The organism is Vibrio sp. B1Z05 (assembly GCF_052955985.1).
On the sequence record NZ_CP130464.1, the window covers coordinates 879,611 to 901,594 of the forward strand.

Genomic DNA, 21,984 nt, shown 5'->3' on the forward strand with positions numbered 1-21,984 from the left:
ATTGTTCGTTGCATGACCTACTGATTTGCCATCGATAAGGACTTCGACAGAGGTGGCGTCCGTATCCACGCCATTCAACGTGAAGGTTGGCGTGGTGTCTTTCGTCAGGTTATCGGTGTCAGTACCTGTGGTATCCGCGCCATGACTATCCGAGCTAGCATTAAGATCTACTGTTGGTGTCGCAACGCCTGTATCTAATGTGCTGTGCGTTGGTGTGGAGGTTGCCGTATTGCCAGCTTTATCCGTTGAAGATGCACTAACGGTTAAGTCGCCATCAACCAACTGAGTCGCCGCACCTGACTTATCTTTCACGCCCTTAGTTAAATCCACAGCAATGCTAAAGTCGCCATGGCCATCGATTGTCATGCCAGTGGTATCCACATCTAAATGGTTACCCGCACTATCCGCAATCACTAGCGTATCAAGGTGAGCACCAGGTTCTACATGACCTGTGATGACTGTAGCCGACTGTTCACCACTACCAATCAGTTTGTCCGTTAACTCGGCATTCACTGTGGTCTGAGTATCAACTGTAATGGTTAATTCTGGAGACGTCGTACTGGTGTTGCCTGCGGTATCCGTCACGATGGCAGTCACTTTGTGGTGACCATCAGCTAGGGCTGCTGACGTAAATGTCCAGTCAGTACCATTGTTCGTTGCATGACCTACAGGATTCCCATCAACCAATACTTCGACAGAAGCCGCATCGGTATCCACACCGTTTAACGTAAAGGTTGGCATAGTGTCTTTGGTTAGATTATCCGTATCTGTACCTGCGGTATTCGCGCCATGGCTATCCGAGCTTGCATTAAGATCAACTTTTGGCGTCGCAACGCCTGTATCTAACGTGCTGTGCGTTGGAGTGGAGGTCGCAATATTACCTGCTTTGTCTGTTGATGATGCACTAACGGTTAAGTCGCCATCAACCAACTGAGTCGCCGCGCCTGACTTATCTTTCACACCCTTAGTTAAATCCACAGCAATGCTAAAGTCACCATGGTCATCAATTGTCATGCCAGTGGTATCCACATCTAAATGGTTACCCGCACTGTCCGTAATCTCTAATGTATCGAGGTGTGCACCAGGTTCTACATGACCTGTGATGACGGTAGCCGACTGTTCGCCACTACCAATCAGTTTGTCCGTTAACTCATCATTCACTGTGGTTTGAGTATCAACTGTAATGGTTAATTCTGGAGACGTCGTACTGGTGTTGCCTGCGGTATCCGTCACGATGGCAGTCACTTTGTGGTGACCATCAGCTAGGGCTGCTGACGTAAATGTCCAGTCAGTACCATTGTCCGTTGCATGACCGACTGATTTGCCATCGATAAGGACTTCGACAGACGCGGCATCCGTATCCACACCATTTAACGTGAAGGTTGGCGTGGTGTCTTTGGTCAGATTATCGGTGTCAGTACCTGTGGTATTTACGCCATGACTATCAGACGTCGCATTGAGATCTACTGTTGGTGTCGCAACGTCTGTATCTAACGTGCTGCGCGTTGGTGTAGAGGTCGCCGTGTTGCCCGCTTTATCCGTTGAAGATGCCGTGACTGTTAACGCACCATCGGTGAAGTTGCCAGAAGTTAAATCAACGGTGGTGGTGAAGCTACCATCAGCGTTCACTGTAATACCCGAAGTCGGTACATCTAGATGATGACCGGCACTGTCCTTAATCACTAATGTATCAAGGTGAGCACCTGCTTCTACGTGACCGGTGATGACCGTCGTTGATTGCTCAGTATTACTAATCAGGTTATCAGTGAAACCTGCATCCACAGCAGTCTGAGTATCAACCGTTACCGTCAACGCTGGAGACGCCGCACTGGTGTTACCTGCATTATCGGTAACCACCGCGGTCACTGTATGGTCTCCATCAGCTAAAGTCGCTGACGTGAATGTCCAGTCAGTACCATTGTCCCTTGCATGACCTACAGATTTACCATCGATAAATACCTCAACAGAAGCGGCGTCCGTATCCACGCCATTTAACGTGAAGGTTGGTGTGGTGTCTTTGGTCAGATTATCGGTGTCTGTACCTATGGTATTCGCGCCATGACTGTCAGACGTCGCATTGAGATCTACCGCTGGCGTCGCAACGCCTGTATCTAATGTGCTGTGCGTTGGTGTGGAAGTCGCGGTATTACCCGCTTTGTCTGTTGAAGATGCCGTAACTGAGAGCTGGCCATCGGTAAAGTTGCCAGCTGTTAAATCAACGGTTGTCGTGAAGCTACCGTCAGCTTTCACTGTAATACCCGAAGTCGGTACATCTAGATGATGACCTGCACTGTCCTTAATCACTAATGTATCAAGGTGAGCGCCTGCTTCTACGTGACCGGTGATGGTAGCTTTTGCTTGCTCGCTACTGCCGATAAGCGTATCGGTAAAGCCCGCATCCACAGCAGTATGAGTATCGACCGTTGCTGTCAACGCTGGAGACGTTGTGCTGGTGTTACCAGCATTATCGGTAACCACTGCAGTCACTTTATAGTCTCCATCAACGAGAGCCGCTGACGTGAATGTCCAGTCAGTACCGGTGTGCGTTGCACTGCCTACAGATTTACCATCGATAAATACCTCTACAGAAGCGGCGTCCGTATCCACACCATTTAACGTGAAGGTTGGCGTGGTGTCTTTGGTCAGATTATCGGTGTCAGTACCTATGGTATTTGCGCCATGACTATCAGACGTCGCATTGAGATCTACTGTTGGTGTCGCAATGTCTGTGTCTAACGTGCTGTGCGTCGGTGTGGAAGTCGCAGTGTTACCCGCTTTATCCGTTGAAGATGCCGTAACGGAGAGCTGGCCATCGGTAAAATTGCCAGCTGTTAAATCGACGGTTGTCGTGAAGCTACCATCAGCTCTCACTGTAATACCCGAAGTCGGTACATCTAGATGATGACCGGCACTGTCCGTAATCACTAATGTATCAAGGTCAGCACCTTTCTCTACGTGACCAGTAATGGTAGCTTTTGCTTGTTCACCACTGCCAATAAGCGTATCGGTGAAACCCGCATCCACAGCAGTATGAGTATCGACCGTTACTGTCAACGCTGGAGACGTTGTGCTGGTGTTACCTGCATTATCGGTAACCACTGCGGTCACTTTATAGCCTCCATCAGCTAGAGCCGCTGACGAAAATGTCCAGTCAGTACCAGTGTGCGTTGCACTGCCTACAGATTTACCATCGATAAATACCTCAACAGAAGCGGCGTCCGTATCCACACCATTTAACGTGAAGGTTGGCGTGGTGTCGTTAGTGAGATCATCATGATCTGTACCCTTTGCACCATAGCTATCGGAGCTGGCATTTAAATCTACTGTTGGCGCACCAACGTTCTGGTCAATCACTATCGGTGTAGTGGTCGTTGTCTGCCCATCATGTCCTGATGGGTCAGTAACCTTCGCACCTAAATCATGATGAGTACCATCAACTGTTGATGATTTACCCAAGTCCACTGCAATTTCAAAATCGCCCTTCGCATCAGCAAAACCTGAGCCGACAATATGATCGCTGCCATCGGCATTTTTACCATCGATAATATCGACTTGTGAGAATGGGATATCAGTACTACCGGTGATCGATGGTGTTGGGTTCGATGTAATACCATCAGTATTATCGATACCGGTATCGGTATTTCCAGTAAGTCCTGTCAGCGTCACTGTTGGCGTGGCCGGTGTTAACGTTGGAGCTATCGGCGCTGTTAGCGTCAATTGCGCTTGAGTAGGAACGTTATTAGTTACGGTTGGCTGAGCGCCGACCACTGATGGCGCCGTTACTGTCGCTGTTGGATTGAAGGTTAAAAACTGAGAATCCTTACCACCATGATGATCATCGGTGCTGACCTCAAAGGTATCTTGTCCCGTGTAAGTCCCTGATTTCGCGTCGTAGTTCATGCCTTGATGAATGGCATCGGCGTGCATTGTATAGCTGTAAACGCCACTTGCATTATCCAGTGTTAAATCACCGAATGTGCCGTGCGCCACAACACTGCTGCCAGTGATAGTGCCACCGACTGCACCATAAGTATGTGTATCGGTTGTATCCACATCTGTTGTGCTGAGTGTACCGGTGGTATTAGCACTTTGAGCGATCTGCAGTGATGGGATATCGTTACTGCCATGGATAGTGACGGTAATTTCACCGGTATTGGTGTTGCCCGCTGTATCAGTCACAGTGTATTTAACGCTGTCTGTTTCAGATTCACCTTGCGCAAGATGCTGAGCCGCATTGTTATCAAGCGTATAGGTGTAAGTCCCATTCGCCTTCACATCAAAGTGACCATGCTTACCATCAGCATCGATGACAGTGACTACGTCACCCGCTTCGCCTTGCGGGTTAACATCACCTGTCGCAATAACATTTGTATCTTCAGTAACGGTATCTGTTGCATCCGGCGCAGCAACATTTTGGTCAATCACTATCGCTGTTGTTGCCGTTGTCTGTCCATCATGTCCTGATGGGTCAGTGACCTTCGCGCCTAAATCATGATGAGTGCCATCAACCTTTGATGATTTACCCAGATCTATAGCAATCTCAAAATCGCCCTTCCCATCAGAAAAACCTGAGCCAACAATATGATCGCTGCCATCGGCATTTTTGCCATCGATAATATCGACTTGTGAGAATGGGATGTCAGTAGTACCAGTGATCGATGGTGTTGGGTTTGATGTAATACCATCAGTATGATCGATACCGGTATCGGTATTTCCAGTAAGCCCTGTCAGCGTCACCGTTGGCGTAGTCAGTGTTATTGCCGGAGCGATTGGCGCCATCGGCGTCAATTGCGCTTGAGTAGGAACGTTATTAGTTACTGTTGGCTGCTGGCCAACCACTGACGCCGCTGTTACTGTCGCCGTTGGATTAAAGGTTAAAAACTGTGAGTCCTTACCACCATGGTGATCGTCGGTGCTGACCTCAAAGGTATCTTGTCCCGTGTACTTTCCGGAGTTCGCGTCGTAGTTCATGCCTTGATGAATGGCATCGGCGTGCATTGTATAGCTGTAGACGCCTGTTGCATTATCTAGTGTTAAATCACCGAATATGCCGTGCGCCACAACGCTGCTGCCTGTAGTGGTGCCACCGACTGCGTCATAGGTGTGTGTGTCGGTTGTATCAACATCGATTGTGCTGAGCGTACCGGTGGTATTCGTGCTTTGCGTAATATGCAAATCAGGAACGTCATTACTGCCATGGATAGTGACTGTAATTTCACCCGTATTAGTATTGCCCGCCTTATCGGTCACCGTGTATTTAACGGTGTCCGTTTCAGATTCACCTTGCGCAAGGTGTTGAGCGGCTTTGTTATCAAGCGTATAGGTGTAAGTCCCATTCGCCTTCACATCAAAGTGACCATGCTTACCATCAGCATCGATGATAGTGACTACGTCACCCGCTTCGCCTTGCGGGTTAACATCACCTGTCGCAATAACATTTGTATCTTCAGTAACGGTATCTGTTGCATCCGGCGCAGCAACATTTTGGTCAATCACTATCGCTGTTGTTGCCGTTGTCTGTCCATCATGTCCTGATGGGTCAGTGACCTTCGCGCCTAAATCATGATGAGTGCCATCAACCGATGATGATTTACCCAGGTCTACCACAATCTCAAATTTACCATTCACATCAGAAAAACCTGAGCCGACAATATGATCGCTGCCATCGGCATTTTTACCATCGATGATATCGACTTGTGAGAATGGGATATCAGTACTACCGGTGATCGATGGTGTTGGGTTCGATGTAATACCATCTGTATGATCGATACCGGTATCGGTACTTCCAGTAAGCCCTGTCAGCGTCACTGTTGGCGTGGCCAGTGTTAACGTTGGCGCTATCGGCGCCATAGGCGTCAATTGCGCTTGGGTTGGCACGCTATTGGTTACGGTTGGCTGAGCACCGACCACTGACGGAGCCGTTAATGTCGCTGTTGGGTTAAAGGTTAAGAACTGAGAGTCCTTGCCTCCATGATGATCGTCAGTGCTGACCTCAAAAGTATCTTGCCCTGTGTACGTCCCTGATTTCGCGTCGTAGTTCATGCCTTGATGAATGGCATCGGCGTGCATTGTATAGCTGTAAACGCCTGTTGCATTATCGAGTGTTAAATCACCGAATGTACCGTGCGCCACAACACTGCTGCCAGTAGTCGTACCACCGACTGCGTCATAGGTATGTGTATCAGTTGTATCGAGATCTTTTGTGCTGAGCGTACCGGTGGTATTCGTACTTTGTGTAATATGCAGATCAGGGATGTCATTAGTACCATGAATGGTAACGGTGATTTCACCTGTATTGGTATTACCCGCTGTATCAGTCACAGTGTATTTAACGCTGTCTGTTTCAGATTCACCTTGTGCAAGGTGTTGAGCGGCTTTGTTATCAAGCGTATAGGTGTACGTCCCATCCGCTTTCACGTCAAAGTGACCATGCTTGCCATCGGCATCGATGACCGTGACTACGTCGCCCACTTCGCCTCGCGGATTAACATTGCCCGTAGTGGTCACTTTAGTATCTTCGGTGACGGTATCTGTGGCATCCGGCGCAGCAACATTTTGGTCAACCACTATCGCTGTAGTCGCAGTTGTCTGTCCATCATGTCCAGATGGGTCAGTAACCTTCGCGCCTAAATCATGATGAGTGCCATCAACCTTTGATGATTTACCCAGATCTATAGCGATCTCAAAATCACCATTCCCATCAGAAAAACCAGAGCCAACAATATGAGCGCTGCCATCGGCATTTTTGCCATCAATGATATCAACTTGTGAGAAAGGGATGTCAGTAGTACCAGTGATCGATGGTGTTGGATTCGACGTAATACCATCGGTATGATCGATACCGGTATCGGTACTTCCAGTAAGCCCTGTCAGCGTCACTGTTGGCGTGGCCAGTGTTAACGTTGGCGCTATCGGCGCCATAGGCGTCAATTGCGCTTGGGTTGGCACGCTATTGGTTACGGTTGGCTGAGCACCGACCACTGACGGAGCCGTTAATGTCGCTGTTGGGTTAAAGGTTAAGAACTGAGAGTCCTTGCCTCCATGATGATCGTCAGTGCTGACCTCAAAAGTATCTTGCCCTGTGTACGTCCCTGATTTCGCGTCGTAGTTCATGCCCTGATGAATGGCATCGGCATGCATTGTGTAGCTGTAGACGCCTGTTGCATTATCTAGCGTTAAATCACCAAATGTGCCGTGGGCCACAACGCTGCTGCCTGTGGTGGTGCCACCGACTGCGTCATAGGTATGTGTATCGGTTGTATCTGTATCTTTTGTGCTGAGCGTACCGGTGGTATTCGTGCTTTGCGTAATATGCAAATCAGGAACGTCATTACTGCCATGGATAGTGACTGTGATTTCACCCGTATTGGTATTACCCGCCGTATCGGTCACGGTGTACTTAACGCTGTCTGTTTCAGATTCACCTTGCGCAAGATGTTGTGCCGCGTTGTTATCAAGCGTATAGGTGTACGTCCCATCCGCTTTCACATCAAAGTGCCCGTACTTGCCATCTGCATCGATGACTGTGACTACGTCGCCCACTTCACCTTGCGGATTCACATCACCCGTCGCGGTCACTTTGGTATCTTCAGTAACGATATCTGTGGCGTCTGGCGCAGCAACATGCTGATCAATCGTCACAGTCAAAGCATTTGACGTACTGGTGTTGCCCGCAATATCGGTCACTGTTGCGGTAATATCGTGATCGCCTTCACCCATGAATGATTTAGGCACAGTAACTTGCCAAACACCATTCTGGATAGCAGCATCACCAATAGAATGACCATCCACAAACACTTCAACTTGTTGAGCGTCTGTATCGATATTACCCAATGTAAAAGTCGGGTTAGCGATATTGGTAATGTTGTCAGTATTGGTGCCCATACCACCAAAACTGTCTGAAGTCGCATTCAAATCAACCGTTGGCTGAGCGGTATGTTGGTCAATCACTATCGGTATAGTGATCGTTGTCTGTCCATCATGTCCGGATGGGTCAGTGACCTTAGCGCCTAAATCATGATGAGTGCCATCAACCGATGATGATTTACCCAGATCTATAGCAATCTCAAAATCACCCTTCCCATCGGCAAAACCTGAGCCGACGACATGATCGCTACCGTCTGCATTTTTACCATCAATGATATCGACTTGTGAGAATGGGATATCAGTAGTACCCGTGATCAATGGTGTTGGGTTCGACGTAATACCATCGGTATGGTCGATACCGGTATCGGTATTTCCAGTAAGCCCTTTCAGCGTCACACTTGGCGTGGCCGGTGTTAACGTTGGAGCTATCGGCGCTGTTGGCGTCAATTGCGCTTGAGTAGGCACACTATTAGTTACGGTGGGCTGAGCGCCGACCACTGACGGCGCCGTTAATGTCGCTGTTGGGTTAAAAGTTAAGAACTGAGAGTCTTTGCCGCCATGATGATCGTCAGTGCTGACCTCGAAGGTATCTTGTCCTGTGTACGTTCCGGATTTCGCGTCGTAGTTCATGCCTTGATGAATGGCAACGGCATGCATTGTGTAGCTGTATACGCCTGTTGCATTATCTAGTGTTAAATCACCGAATGTGCCATGGGCCACAACGCTGCTGCCTGTGGTGATGCCACCGACTGCATCATAGGTATGTGAATCGGTTGTATCGACATCTGTTGTGCTGAGCGTACCGGTGGTATTGGCACTTTGAGCAATCTGCAGTGATGGGATATCGTTACTGCCATGGATAGTAACAGTAATTTCACCGGTATTGGTGTTGCCTGCCGTATCCGTCACCGTGTACTTAACGCTGTCTGTTTCAGACTCTCCTTGAGCAAGATGCTGAGCCGCATTGTTATCCAGCGTATAGGTATACGTCCCATCCGCCTTCACATCAAAGTGACCATGCTTACCATCGGCATCGATGACTGTGACTACGTCGCCCACTTCGCCTTGCGGGTTAACGTCACCCGTAGTGGTCACTTTGGTATCTTCAGTGACGGTATCTGTGGCATCCGGCGCAGCAACAATCTGGTCAACCACTATCGCTGTAGTTGCCATTGTCTGTCCATCATGTCCTGATGGGTCAGTAACCTTCGCACCCAAATCATGATGAGTACCATCAACTGTTGCGGAGTTGCCTAAGTCCACCACAATCTCAAATTGGCCATTCCCATCAGCAAAACCTGAGCCGACAATATGATCGCTGCCGTCGGCATTTTTACCATCGATGATATCGACTTGTGAGAATGGGATATCAGTACTACCGGTGATTGAGGGTGTTGAGCTCGACGTAATACCATCGGTGTGATCGATACCGGTATCGGTATTTGTAGTAAGCCCTGTCAGCGTCACACTTGGTGTGGCCGGTGTTAACGTTGGATCTATCGGCGCTGTTGGCGTCAATTGTGCTTGAGTAGGAACGTTATTAGTTACGGTTGGCTGAGCGCCGACCACTGACGGCGCCGTTAATGTCGCGGTTGGGTTGAAGGTTAAGAACTGTGAGTCTTTGCCGCCATGATGATCGTCAGTGCTGACCTCAAAGGTATCTTGTCCAGTGTAAGTCCCTGATTGTGCATCGTAGTCCATGCCCTGATGAATAGCATCGGCGTGCATGGTATAGCTGTAAACGCCTGTTGCATTATCCAGTGTTAAATCACCGAATGTACCGTGGGCTACAACGCTGCTGCCTGTGGTGATGCCACCGACTGCATCATAGGTATGTGTATCGGTTGTATCGACATCTGTTGTGCTGAGCGTACCGGTGGTATTAGCACTTTGAGCGATCTGCAGTGATGGGATATCGTTACTGCCATGGATAGTGACTGTAATTTCACCGGTATTGGTATTGCCCGCCGTATCGGTCACCGTGTACTTAACGCTGTCTGTTTCAGACTCACCTTGTGCAAGGTGTTGAGCGGCTTTGTTATCAAGCGTATAGGTGTACGTCCCATCCGCTTTCACATCAAAGTGACCATGCTTGCCATCGGCATCGATGACAGTGACTATGTCGCCCACTTCACCTTGCGGATTCACATCACCCGTAGTAGTCACTTGACTATCTTCCGTAACGGTATTTGTGGCATCCGGCGCAGCAACATTTTGGTCAACTACTATCGCTGTGGTCGCCGTTGTCTGTCCATCATGTCCAGATGGGTCAGTGACCTTCGCACCCAAATCATGATGAGTGCCATCAACGGTTGATGATTTACCCAAGTCCACTGCAATTTCAAAATCGCCCTTCGCATCAGCAAAACCTGAGCCGACAATATGATCGCTGCCATCGGTATTTTTACCATCGATGATATCGACTTGTGAGAATGGAATGTCAGTGCTACCGGTGATCGATGGTGTTGGGTTCGACGTAATACCATCGGTGTGATCGATACCGGTATCGGTGTTTATAGTAAGCCCTTTCAGCGTCACTGTTGGTGTGGCCGGTGTTAACGTTGGAGCTATCGGTGCTGTTGGCGTCAATTGCGCTTGAGTAGGAACGTTATTAGTTACGGTTGGCTGAGCGCCGACCACTGACGGCGCCGTTAATGTAGCCGTTGGGTTAAAGGTTAAGAACTGAGAGTCTTTGCCGCCATGATGATCGTCAGTGCTGACCTCAAAGGTATCTTGTCCAGTGTACGTTCCGGAGTTTGCGTCGTAGTTCATGCCTTGATGAATGGCATCAGCGTGCATTGTGTAGCTGTATACGCCTGTTGCATTATCTAGCGTCAAATCACCGAATGTGCCGTGGGCCACCACACTGCTGCCTGTGGTGATGCCACCGACTGCGTCATAGGTATGTGTATCGGTTGTATCGACATCTGTTGTGCTGAGCGTACCGGTGGTATTGGCACTTTGAGCGATCTGCAGTGATGGAATATCGTTACTGCCATGGATAGTGACGGTAATTTCACCCGTATTGGTATTACCCGCCGTATCGGTCACCGTGTACTTAACGGTGTCTGTTTCAGACTCACCTTGCGAAAGATGTTGTGCCGCGTTGTTATCAAGCGTATAGGTGTACGTCCCATCCGCTTTCACATCAAAGTGCCCGTGCTTACCATCAGCATTGATGACAGTGACTACGTCGCCCACTTCACCTTGCGGATTCACATCACCCGTCGCGGTCACTTTGGTATCTTCAGTAACGATACCTGTGGCGTCTGGCGCAGCAACATGCTGATCAATCGTCACAGTCAAAGCATTTGACGTACTGGTGTTGCCCGCCACATCAGTCACTGTTGCGGTAATATTGTGATCGCCTTCACCCATGAAAGATTTAGGCACAGTAACCTGCCACACACCATTCTGGTTGATGGCATTGCCAATAGAATGTCCATCAACAAACACCTCAACTTGTTGAGCATCTGTATCGATATTACCCAGCGTTAAAGTCGGGTTCGCGATATTGGTAATGTTGTCAGTATTGGTGCCCGTACCACCAAAACTGTCTGAAGTCGCATTCAAATCAACCGTTGGCTGAGCGGTATGCTGGTCAATCAAAATCGGTGTTGATGATATTGTCGAGCCGTCCTGACCAGAAGGGTCAGTGACTGTTGCAGTTAAATCATGATGTGTACCAGAATTTGTAGGCGACTGCCCTAAGCCAACAACTATTTGATAGTGACCATTTACATCAGCATAACCCGATCCAACAATCTTATCTGTGCCATCTAAATTTTTACCATCTACAATGCTAACGTGTGAAAAAGGAACGCCTGCAACCCCTGTTACCGTTGGGTTTTGGTTATTAGTAATGCCATCGGTATGATCCTGACCTGAATCGGTAGTTGGATCTAAACCATCAATACTCACCGTCGGTTGCGCCGGCGTTTTTACTGGCGTCGTTGGTGGTACTGGGGAAACTTGTGTCTGCGTTGGCACTGAATAATGAATTGACGGCTTAGCACCTGAAATTATCGGTACAGACAGTGTTGCTGTTGGGAAAAATGTTAAGTGTTGAGTTGCAGACCCACCATGATTATCTGTAGTCGAGATTTCAAAACTATCCTGACCTGAATAGGTGTGCGTTTTAGGATCATAGTTCATACCATGACCATTCTGAATAGCATCAGTATGGATCTTATACCCATATTCACCAGTAATAGAATCTAAGGTTAAATCACCATAGACGCCATTAGCTACAACTGTCTGCCCAACCGCTGAGCCTCCAACAACTCCATAAATATGTGTATCAGTTACATCGATATCGGTAGTGTGCAATTGACCCGATTTAGTTGAATTTTGGGTTACACTCAGGACAGGCAGATCATTGGTACCGTGTACAGTTACAACTACTTCTTGTGTTGTACCGCCATCTTTTGAAACAGCAGTAAAGGTTTGAGTAAAGGCTTCACCAGCGGCAAGTTGCTGAATGGCAGGATCGGCATTATTTGCAGTGAAGTGCCAGTGGCCTTGGTTATCAAGGGTGAATTCACCATGGTTAGTAGAAATAGTTTGCGGAATAAAGTAGGCATCATCGTGGTCATTATCAGTAATGATCAATTGACCTTCGGTGTTGAGTTTACCATCTTGAACCTGTACATCTTCGGTAACATCACCAGTGTGTACGCCCGCAATAATGGCTTTATCTTCGGCCCCTTTAATCACAACCGTCACACTAGAATCGATGCCACTATTGGTTGCAACCGTAAATGTATCGGTAATCGAATCACCCGGCTTCAATGACTGAATAGCCATTTGATGATCGTCGGCATGATATTGCCATTGACCATCGCTATTCATGCTTAAATGCCCATACTTGCCGTCGTGCTGGTATGTTTGGAACGCAGATGGGCCTTCTGTTTCATCAACCAAGGCACCTGAAGCCACCAAATCACCCGCTTTAACGTCCACATCCTCTGTTAGCACTACCGCACTATCACCAGAGATCACCACAGCGCCAGCTGAACCTGTTGTAAATGTGATTGGGTGGTTAATCTCATGCCCATCTACCACTTGACGAGCCATAAAAATGCCACCGCCAGAAGCTAAGATTCCTGGAGTAGTAAAGATATTAAAGGCACCCGTTGAAGCTACCTCTACAATACCGTGAGTGCTTCCAACGCGTGTAGCTACAAATTGTTGTGGATGCTCATTATTTGCCACCACTTTACCAGTAAATATTGGTTTAGCATCGGATACATGATGAGGCTGATGCATTGCTACAGGCGGCATGATATCTAGCCCTTGATGCGGCGCAGCATGTGTTTCTGTATTCTCAACAACTTGCTGTTGATGATGAGAATGTTGTGGCGCATTGTGAGCAAACACAGCGTTAGATTCCGCCATGACTAAATCTGATATAGGTAGTTCCGTATCACCCTCTTGATAGCGCAGTTCAGAGGCACGCAACTTTTCTGCTTGTTTTTGCTGCTCTTTAGCCTTTGCGATAGTTGGGTCGACAGGTTTTACTTCAGGTTTCTTAGCCATGGGTGGTTCCTATGCATTATTTTACTGTGGTATTTAAAATAAAATGCTCACAAAATATTTCGTTAACTTATTGAAGAATCAATAGAATAAATAGCTGGCACTAATTCAATAGTTAGAAAGTGATTCTTTCTTACTGCACATAATACCAATTAATTATCTAGATATAAAAAAAACCCTGATATTTTAATATCAGGGTTAATCACTCTTATGTAGGCGTTAAATAACTTAATATAATGTTTTGAAATCTTAATATTAAGTTAAAACTATTATTTTTGAAAACTTAGCGCTCACCAAAAGCACTTGCCATATTGGTAAATACTGGTTTCCACAAGTATTCAAATACAGTTTTTTTGCCTGTTATTATATCGGCCTCACCGGTCATGCCGGGGATGGTTTTAAGATACTCAGGATCCTTTTCAAAATAGGGTTTAGCAATGGCAATCTTAACTTTATAGTAAACGCCACCCCGTTCATCTTGGTCTGTTGTCGGAGAAATACTTTTAACCACTCCAGTTAAGGAACCATAACGAGAATAATCAAACGCATCTATCTTAATTCTCGCCAAATCACCCACTTGCACAAAACCAATATCACGAGGTGATAATTTGGTTTCCATCAAACCTTGCTTGGTCACAGGCACAATGACCGCGACCATACCACCGGGCTTAACCACACTTCCTGCAGAAGTGGTTGGAATAGATTGAATCACCCCTTCAACTGGCGCTTTAACCACGTCATCCTTTACATCAGCCGCACTAGAGCGCAGGCGAGCATTAGTTGCAATTAAGTCAGTTTGTGCTTCGGTACGCTTTTCAGATACCTCTGAAACCAAATCTATATCTTTTTGAATAAGCTGTTTATTTAAATTATCCAATGAACGTTTCAGCACCTTAGAGCGACTATTAAGCGAATTCACTTGTTGCTGATACGAATCGTATTTCTGCTTGGTTTCTAAGAACTTCACTTCAGATATAGACTGATTCTGCCCCGCCTCTTTCATCAATAAATACATTCGATGTGAAGCCTTTAGCTGATTGCGCAGTGAAGGTAATTCTTCCAACACCCCACTTAATTCCGCATTGGTCTTTTGAATCTCCGATTCAATCACCTTTTCACTGGCTTCACGCTTTTCCTTCATTTTATCAAAGGCTTCAATGTGGTTGGCCGTCAGCTTGGGGTACTTGGTGGCATACTCCGTAAGATCTAACGCTTGTTTGTTGATATAAGCATCGTAGCGTTTGATTCTCATCTCAAAATTAGCGCGCTTAACTTCTAATTCATCTTTAGTTGATAGATTTTTCTCGGAAACAAAGTGCACCAAATGCTGACCTTTTTTCACCATTTGCCCTTCTTCAACATCAACCGATGCAATGGTGCCGCCACTCTGAGATTGAATCACTTGCTTATGGCCCAAAGGAATAATTTGCCCCTTACTCTTTGAGATCTCTTCGACCGTAGCTTGAGTCGACCACAACAATAAAATAGCAATCGCAAAACAAATCAGCAGTGCCACACGACGAATCAGTCGGCGATCTTTAGAGGATTCAATGCTATTAGAAAACTCATAGTCTGGCCAATCATCGTTATGTGGCGTTCGGCTATTACGCATCGGCTTCTCCTTGTGGTTCAACAGCAGGTTGCTGTGGTAAAGGACCGGCAAAGGCCACTGCGCCCTTGTCCAGCACGACAACCTTATCTACCAGCGGTAGAAGATTTTGATCATGCGTCGAGAAAATCAGGGTTTTCGAGCCCTTGCAAGACTGGATAAATTTAACAAAAGCGGCCTTCACTTTCGGATTGCCACATGCAACCGGCTCGTCCATCAAAATAAAGTTTGAGTCAGAGATGATAACGCGAGCCAATGCGATAGCCTCAGCATCGACCGAACGTAGCATGATATTGCATGCCTCAAACATGCTTGCGTATATGTCACCTTCAACCAAATCAAGCAGTGCTTGTCCACCTGCTTGTTTAAGCGCAGCAATGATTTCTTCATCCGTTGCTGACGGCTTTTGCAAACGAATATTATCCGCCAGTGAGCCCTCAACTAGCTGTGTTTCTGCAGGGGCATAACTGCACCAAGTTCGATACACCTGTGGATCATACTGACGGATATTTCGTCCATTTAATGAAATATAGCCTGCTTGAGGCTCTAAAACACCTAACGTAGTGATCAGCAAAGAGGATTTTCCGCAGCCATTTGGCCCTAATACAGCAACGCTTTCACCCGCGAGCGCCTCAAACTCAACACCATAGAGCGCAGGAGCAGATTCAGCATCATAGCGCAAAGTCACTCCTTTAAAGTTAACCTCAGGGGCTTTATCCATCTGCGGAATGTCCAAACGCAATTCATTATTTTCCGTTTGCACTGTTAAAAAACCATCAAATTGAGTCACCGCGCTCTTTAACATATCAATTTTAAGTGATGACGAAAACGCCATAGCTGCCGGGCCTGTAATGCGCCAAATAAGCATCACACAAGCAATCAAAGCACCGGAGGTAATGCTATGGTTTAGCACCAAAAAGATACCGACAAAGATAGTGACTAGGCCTGTAACCATGGTCATTACATGGCTTACCGCGCCATACAATCCATTGCGTTTAGCAAACATAAAGTTTTGACGGCTATTTTCACGATTTAAACGATGTAAACGCTGAATCCAGCCTTTGGCATTACCACCCGATTTTAAAAACAGAATATTTTTCGATAATTCGGTAATGCCGTCTTGATGTTCATTATAGATAGCCGGCAAGGCCGCATTGGTAAATTTAGTCAACAAAGAAGAGACGAGTTTATGGAGCAGTATCATAATAATCGGAACTAACACTAACCAACCTGCCAGCAGTGCAATGGTAATCAATACAATGACGACAAAAGGCAGATCCAACATACCGCCACCCACAGTACCCGCTAACATAGAACGTACACGTTCTGTATTTCTCATACGGTTGATGTGGTTAGTGATCCCCACTCGCGTAAGCAAAGTGAGAGGCATATGGATTAATCGATGTAACGTCGTGTTTGATATTTCACGTACAAACTCAGTCACAACCTTAGATAAAATATAGCCACGAACTAGCCGCGCACTCACATAAATAAAGACTGCAATCGCCGCACCCATACCAAGTTCAGGCAACACCTCAACTAAGTGTCCACCAATGACTTTGTCATAAACAGACATAGTAAACAGTGGAATGGATAGGCCAGTAACCGTCGACATAAAGGTTAAAACAAGGACAGGCCAATACCATTTTTTACGCAGGTTCACTTCCTTGATAAAAGTACGAACTGATAATTGCTTACTTGGGATCGATTCCAGTACCACAATATGGCTAAACTGTTGTATTTCACTAAAATCAGCATCTTGCCAGCGGCGATGTCCAGGCACTTGTTTTTGAAATTTTTTACCGCTGCGACGAAACAAAATAGCATGATACTCACCATCCTCTTCACGCCCTGACGTAATACCAATAAACGGATAATGGGTATCCTCAAGCTGGTCTTGGTTTGGGATATCAATGGTATAGGTAACGTTAAACTTTTTTAGTTGCTCTACCAAATCTAGCGGTGACATGTGTTCAAGATGCGGATTTTTTGCAATATTGCGCGCCTGTGCATGCATACCCACTTGCTTTAAGAAACTGCCTGCAATACTGCGCAATGTATTTTCAGATTGTGTCGTCATCTTATACGTTTCCTTGCTCATTCATCGCAGGGTTTGTGAGCAGTTTGCCCTCACCTGTCGCATCAATTCTCAATATGTAATCATATTGCAGGCTCTGTGGACTCAAATAGCCGGTTGTGAAAATACTGCGTTGATGTTTTTCCTCTTGCAATACTTGTGCTACTAATTCTGCAGAGGGAATGTCTAATGATAAAAAGGGTTGTTCAAGCATTAAAAATGCTGGGTCTTGTACTAACGCTCGTACCAAGGCGATAAGCTTAATGGTGCCTTTATTAAAGGTTTCTATACCACTTTCATCAATTCGAGTTTGATAACCGGAAGGCAACTCCGCAAGTGTGGCTGTCAGGCCTAATCTATCGGCCATTTGCATAGCATCGGCCTCTAACTCTGGCTTAAACATGGTCATATTTTCAAGCAGGGTTCCTGAGAATAAATTTGGCCATGCGGATACCAACACCACTCCATCACGGTAAGCTTCATATTCAAGATCATAAATATTATTCTCACCAATACGTACTTCACCTTCCGTCGGTGGCTCAAGCCCTACCATCATAGATAATGCTTCACTGGCAAAATACAGTGAATCGGATGTAACCTGAATCAGTGATTTTTCAGGCAATGCGATATCATCTAGCGACAATAGCTTGCTCGCGACTGGCATTTTTACGCCATCAAAAGAGATAACATCTGATTTTAGCCGCTCATCAAGTTTTACTTTGCCGCTAAACTTAGCCTCTGGAATATTAATTAATTCAAGAACTTCTTCTTTAGCCACTTCTGCAGACGCAACTCGTGTATATAAGCCAATAATTGCTGATAGCGGGGCAACGGCGCGACCCGCCAGAATTGAACATGCAGTCAGCCCCCCAGTGGTCATATGACCATCAATAACAAGAAGCGCACCAAGCATAATGATTAATAGTGTTGTTGCCTGTGATGCCCCGCCGATACACTCTTGAAGTCGGATAGAGAGCCAATCAACGCGCTTTTGCTGTTGCTGCAATTGATAGTTGGTTGTTCTAAAAGAGGCTGAAAGCTGCGCTTCTTGCGCAAGGGCTTTCACGCTTGTCAGGCCCGAAAAAACGCGAATAAAAATACGTGTACGTTGGCTTTCGGTTAACGAAAGAGATTTGGTTAGCTTAGTCAACTTGCGACCCAAGAAAAGAATCATCAAGGTCACTACTACCCACACCGCAATAGGGATGAAGACTAGATTGCCACCGATAAAATAGACCAGCCATAGGAACAAACAAGCAAAAGGGAGATCGATTAAGGCAACTTTTGCCTGACCTGAGTACATATCACGCATGTGTCCAATGGCACTGACGCCGTTAAAGATTCGGCCGACATTCATATTAGCAACGAGTTTATAATCACTTTTGAACAGAGACGTCACTACCTCTTTAGACACTTTGAGCTCGAAATTAGCGGCGGCAGAGGCCATCATCCAACTGCGAAAATAGCGTAGGAAACCTTCCAGAAGTACCGCAGTTACTACTCCAACAAATAAAATAGTCGCAGTGTCGTAGCTCTGATTCGGTAATATTCGATCATAGGTATGCAGCAGGGAAAATGGCATTGCCAATGATAAGATATTAATAAATAAAGAAATTAGTAGCAGAAAAAATAAACTGCTATCGCGATTAAAAAAAAGTCGAAAATTTCGTTTCATTGGTTGTATGCGCCCAAATGCATTAAATAATTAGTATTGACCTAAGTACCATTGAATTAATCCGAAGATATCATTTTGTTTATTAAGCAATTTTTTGAATTTATACCAAACCCATTTCCTATAAGAGCGAAACAAAAACGATGCTCATTTTCAATGAGTCGTTCAAATATTAAAATTAACGTGTACAATAAACAACTAGGCATTATATAGCCAATTTAAAATTAATCACTTTTACTTGCGATCTTCCGTTGAAGCTATGAAACGAATTCCATTATCCCTACTTATCTCAGGCCTTGTTGGCTTGCCACATCTTGCAGCCGCAACCAACCTGTCAGAAGTCTATTCTCAGGCTAAAAGCAGCGATACTGTGGTACAAACAGCCAAAGCAAATAAAGACGCTGCCTTTGCCAATGTCGATGCAAAACGCGCGCCACTACTACCACAAATCAGCTTAGTTGGTACTGCTGAGGGTGAATTAGGCGATCATTATTATCAGGCCCCTGGTAACAAACCGTATAGTGATGGATATACTACAGGTGCTAAGATCGTCTTAGAACAAGACTTATATCTTCGCTCTAGTTGGATTGAACTGGGCATTGCCGAGAAACAAGCCCGTCAAGCTGACGCCAATTACGCCGCTGCCCAGCAAGAGCTGATCATGCGCTCTGCTCAAGCTTACTTTGACGTATTGAAAGCGCAAGATGAGTTGATATCCGTTCAAGCGGAAAAAAAGGCCACGAAAAAGCAATGGGATCAAGCGAAACAACGTAATCGTGCAGGACTTGCCGCTATTACAGATGTCTATGATGCCGAAGCTCAATACGATACTGTGCTAGCAACGGAAGTATTGAAACAAAATGATCTCACCAACAGCTATGAAAAGCTACGTAAGATCACCAACCAACCTTATAATGAAATTGACACTCTAGACTCTGAACGTTTTAGCCCCGCTAAAAACAACACCGATTCTACTGCTCTTATCAATGAAGCCCACGAGAAAAACCTTGAGCTTCTGGCCGCACGTATCGAAAAAGATGTTGCGCAAGATAACATTAAGTCTGCTAATTCAGGCCATTTACCTAGCCTGCACTTCAATGCTTCCTACGGTAATGAAGACTACCAAAATGCATGGGGTAGCTCGCCAGTGGATCACAGCCATGGTAACGACCTGCATGCAGGACTGACGCTATCTGTTCCTGTATACAATGGTGGTGCTACTTCGGCTAAAACAGATTCCGCACAAGCACAGTACATTGTCGCCAGCCAAAGCCTTGAAAACAAATACCGTGAAGTAGACGCCAACATTCGCGCCTATAACAACAATGTTTCCGCAGCTTACAGCGCCATCCTAGCCTATAGACAAGTGGTTAAATCAGCGCAAGCTGCACACAAAGCCACACTGTCTGGCTTCCGAGTCGGCACCCGTACCATTGTGGATGTTCTCAACTCTTCGCGTCGCGTTTTTGAAGCGCAACGCAGCTTATCCGATGCACGCTATGACTACATTACCGCAGGGCTTCGCGTGAAGTTAGCGGCAGGTAGCCTAACCGAGCAAGATATCCTAGATATTAATGCTGGGCTTGAGTCGCCACACAAATCGAGTGATGCTGCACTAAAATAAATAGCTTCAGTAGAGAGTAGAAAGGCTGCTAATTAGGCAGCCTTTTTTGTACGCTGTTACTCAGCATTAGACCATTCACTTTGCTGTTGAATGCCGTGATTTCACTTTGATAAAAACGATAGAAAGATCTTGAGAGTCTCTCTGAATCTGTAAATTTCAGACACAAAAAATCACGCAACAAAGCGTGTTATTTTAAATAATTAAGCAAGAGATTTGATAGAGAGAGATTGGAGCGTGCAGCGGGAATCGAACCCGCATCATCAGCTTGGAAGGCTGAGGTAATAGCCATTATACGATGCACGCACATCGTGTTGACGAAAGTTAATATGCCATAATAATTTGAAAATAAAAGCTCTAATTTCAGATTATTAAGGATTTCCAATCTGTTTGCGTGCTTTTCAGGCTATATGCATAAAAAAGAGGCAGGCTGTAGTCACCTATATTCCTATGCAATTTATCGATGTTCCACCGTGATAACTCGCCTCGCACAGGCTTTAACCCTAGCTAAAATTAAGATAATTGCTCTCCTGCTTGTTGGAGACTGTAGGCGGTAAGTGGATCAATTTCTGCTATCAAGCGTTCTATCTGTTTTATCGCATCTATAGAGTTGCTGGATTTTCTGTAGCTAAGATAGATGGGTCTGCACCAACCTTTACTGTCATCCACTTTATATAATTGTTCACTTGCCACAAAAGGCTCTACCACAGAGGTGGGTAGATAGGCTGTGCCGCCTTTTTCCAGAACAAAATCTAAGGCTATTCTGGCGGTCGATGTTCTCAAAAAAGGAGCCGGAATATTCGGATGGCGCTCTGCATGTTCCGAGGCGAAGCGGGTTCCCCAATCTATGTATACGTATTTATTGTCGAACGCTTGCTCTTCATGGCAGGGCTCGGTTGATACTAAGGTAAGGTTAAAATCAGCAATATGTTGGCAAGCCAGTTCGTCAGACTTAATTGGGTCTAAGGCAAATGCCATGTCGAGTGTTCGCTCTAGCAACTGTCTATTAATTTGTTCTCTGGATAACGCTTCAGCAATAAAACCATAGCCATCAAATGCATCCGTCACTACGCTTAGACAGTTTTGTAAATATGCATCCCAAATCGTCGGCGTGCCACCGATAGTCAGTTGCAGTGCTTTACCTTTTTCTAATGACAACTCAAATTTTGCCTGCTTGAGGGAAGAAACCATCACTTCGGCATATCCGACTAAACGCTCCCCTGCAGATGTGAGTTTTATGGCATTTCTATCGCGAGTGAACAAGCGCGTATCAAAGAAGGATTCTAGTTGTTTGATTCTCGCGCTCACCGCAGCTTGAGTGATATAAAGATTCTCTGCCGCGTGACCAAAATGTTTCTCTTTCGCCACTTCAAGGAAGGTCTGGAATACTTTTACATCCATATTTATATCTCTGATTATTGCTGATAAAACATAGTAATATTTAATGATTGAGACGACAAAATGTTTTTGATTTTCTCGATTTGATTAAGTCTAAGACTATGAAAAATTATCCCAATTCTTTCGATAAATTTTCTTTATCGTGAAGATAAAACTTTTTCGTTTTACTCCCCTCTCTCAAAAGCTCATATTCGCTAAAAATAGAG

Annotated in this window: 6 protein-coding genes and 1 tRNA gene (1 of these 7 running past the window's edge); 1 reads left to right on the forward strand and 6 read right to left on the reverse strand. The window is 45.8% G+C overall.

What is annotated here, in order from left to right:
• From QV280_RS16540 to QV280_RS16555, 4 genes are all read right to left on the reverse strand, one after another.
• Positions 1–13,404, reverse strand: the beginning of a protein-coding gene (locus QV280_RS16540) for an Ig-like domain-containing protein (RefSeq protein WP_447026282.1). 14,262 nt of this gene lie to the left of the window's left edge; 13,404 of the gene's 27,666 nt are visible here — the first part of the coding sequence; the start codon lies at positions 13,402–13,404; its stop codon lies off the left edge, out of view.
• Between the two features lie 280 nt (positions 13,405–13,684).
• A complete protein-coding gene (locus tag QV280_RS16545) occupies positions 13,685–15,013 on the reverse strand; it encodes an HlyD family type I secretion periplasmic adaptor subunit (RefSeq protein ID WP_152820099.1) in 1,329 nt (442 codons plus the stop codon).
• A complete protein-coding gene (locus QV280_RS16550) occupies positions 15,006–17,090 on the reverse strand; it encodes a peptidase domain-containing ABC transporter (RefSeq protein WP_172972798.1) in 2,085 nt (694 codons plus the stop codon). The genes QV280_RS16545 and QV280_RS16550 overlap by 8 nt, the downstream gene beginning before the upstream one ends.
• Position 17,091: 1 nt before the next feature.
• Complete coding sequence (locus QV280_RS16555; RefSeq protein WP_152820101.1) at positions 17,092–18,762, reverse strand: ABC transporter transmembrane domain-containing protein; 1,671 nt, start codon at positions 18,760–18,762, stop codon at positions 17,092–17,094.
• Positions 18,763–19,018: 256 nt separating this feature from the next.
• Between QV280_RS16555 and QV280_RS16560 the strand changes: the two genes are divergently transcribed.
• Entirely contained in the window at positions 19,019–20,383 is a 1,365-nt protein-coding gene (locus tag QV280_RS16560; RefSeq protein ID WP_152820102.1) for a TolC family outer membrane protein, read from the forward strand.
• A gap of 228 nt (positions 20,384–20,611) precedes the next feature.
• Here the strand turns inward: QV280_RS16560 and QV280_RS16565 are convergent.
• Positions 20,612–20,686: transfer RNA gene (locus QV280_RS16565), tRNA-Gly, on the reverse strand.
• A 207-nt stretch (positions 20,687–20,893) separates the two neighbouring features.
• On the reverse strand, positions 20,894–21,781 hold the full coding sequence (locus QV280_RS16570) for a LysR family transcriptional regulator (protein WP_152820103.1): 888 nt from the start codon (positions 21,779–21,781) through the stop codon (positions 20,894–20,896).
• Between the last annotated feature and the right edge of the window lie 203 nt (positions 21,782–21,984).

What these genes read in the sequence shown, in the direction of transcription:
- QV280_RS16545 (WP_152820099.1), bottom strand. Translation starts at nt 15,013, where the DNA reads ATGCGTAATAGCCGAACGCCACATAACGATGATTGGCCAGACTATGAG.
- QV280_RS16550 (WP_172972798.1), bottom strand. Translation starts at nt 17,090, where the DNA reads ATGACGACACAATCTGAAAATACATTGCGCAGTATTGCAGGCAGTTTC.
- QV280_RS16555 (WP_152820101.1), bottom strand. Translation starts at nt 18,762, where the DNA reads ATGAAACGAAATTTTCGACTTTTTTTTAATCGCGATAGCAGTTTATTT.
- QV280_RS16560 (WP_152820102.1), top strand. Translation starts at nt 19,019, where the DNA reads ATGAAACGAATTCCATTATCCCTACTTATCTCAGGCCTTGTTGGCTTG.
- QV280_RS16570 (WP_152820103.1), bottom strand. Translation starts at nt 21,781, where the DNA reads ATGGATGTAAAAGTATTCCAGACCTTCCTTGAAGTGGCGAAAGAGAAA.